The sequence below is a fragment of the Streptomyces sp. NPDC001292 genome (genome assembly GCF_042896465.1).
Taxonomy (GTDB): Bacteria; Actinomycetota; Actinomycetes; order Streptomycetales; family Streptomycetaceae; genus Streptomyces.
This window is the reverse complement of sequence record NZ_JBIAXG010000161.1, coordinates 1-1002: the sequence shown is the minus strand read 5'-3', so window position 1 is coordinate 1002 and position 1002 is coordinate 1. Positions and strand designations below refer to the sequence as shown.

Annotated in this window: 1 protein-coding gene; it reads right to left on the bottom strand. The window is 66.7% G+C overall.

Annotation, left to right across the window (positions count from 1 at the left end):
- The coding region (locus tag ACFY4A_RS42730) for an RNA-guided endonuclease InsQ/TnpB family protein (protein ID WP_390834698.1) at positions 1–1002 on the bottom strand (1002 nt) is incomplete at both ends.

Below are 1002 nucleotides of genomic sequence, written 5' to 3'. Positions count from 1 at the left end.
TACCGGCACTCCACAGGCGTTTAGCGTCTCCACCCGTCCGGTGGCGACGATTCGGCGTCCTTCGAAGAGGACGTTGCGTGCTGCGTTGTGGTCGCGGTCGTGCACGGTGGCGCACTCGCCGCACGTCCACTCCCGGACGTGCAGGGGCTTGGGTCCGTCCCTGAATCCGCAGGCCGAGCAGACCTGAGAGGACGGGAAGGTCCGGTCCACCTTGGCGAAGGTGCGGCCGTGCTTGACCGCCTTGTACTCCAGCATGCCGACGAACGCGGACCACCCCGCGTCGTGCACGGACTTGGCGAGCCGGGTGCGCCCGAGGCCGGACACCGCGAGGTCTTCCACGTACACCGCTTGGTTGTCGCGAATGATCTGCGTGGAAGCCTTGTGGTGCCAGTCCCGGCGCCGGTCCGCCACCTTGGCGTGCTGGCGAGCGACCTTGATACGGGCCTTGGCCCGGTTCTTCGATCCCTTGGCCTTGCGGGACAGATCCCGCTGAAGGCGCTTGAGCTTCTTCTCGGCCCGGCGCAGGAAGCGGGGGCTGTCGATCTTGCTGCCGTCGGACAGGACGGCGAAGGCGGACAGGCCGAGGTCAAGACCGGCGTCGGTCTCCAGCTCGGGGAGGATGTCCGGCTCGGTGTCCACGACGAAGCTGAGGAAGTACCGGCCGGAGCTGTCTTTGGTGACGGTCAGGGACGTGGGTGCCGCCGGAAGCCGGCGGGACCACTTGGCCTTGAGGTTGCCGACCTTGGCCACGTACACCGTGCCGTCGTCCTGGAGAGAGAAGGCGTTGGTGTTGAGGCGGATCGACTGGCGGGTGTCCTTCTTCGATTTGTAGCGGGGAGGGCCGACCTTGCGGCTCTGTCGCTTGCCCTTGATCGAGTCGAAGAAGTTCTTGTAGGCGGTGTCCAGGTCCCGCAGGGACTGTTGCAGGACGACCGCTGACACGTCGGCGAGCCAGGCGCGTTCCTCGGTGCGCTTGGCCTGGGTGATGCGAAGTCGGGACAG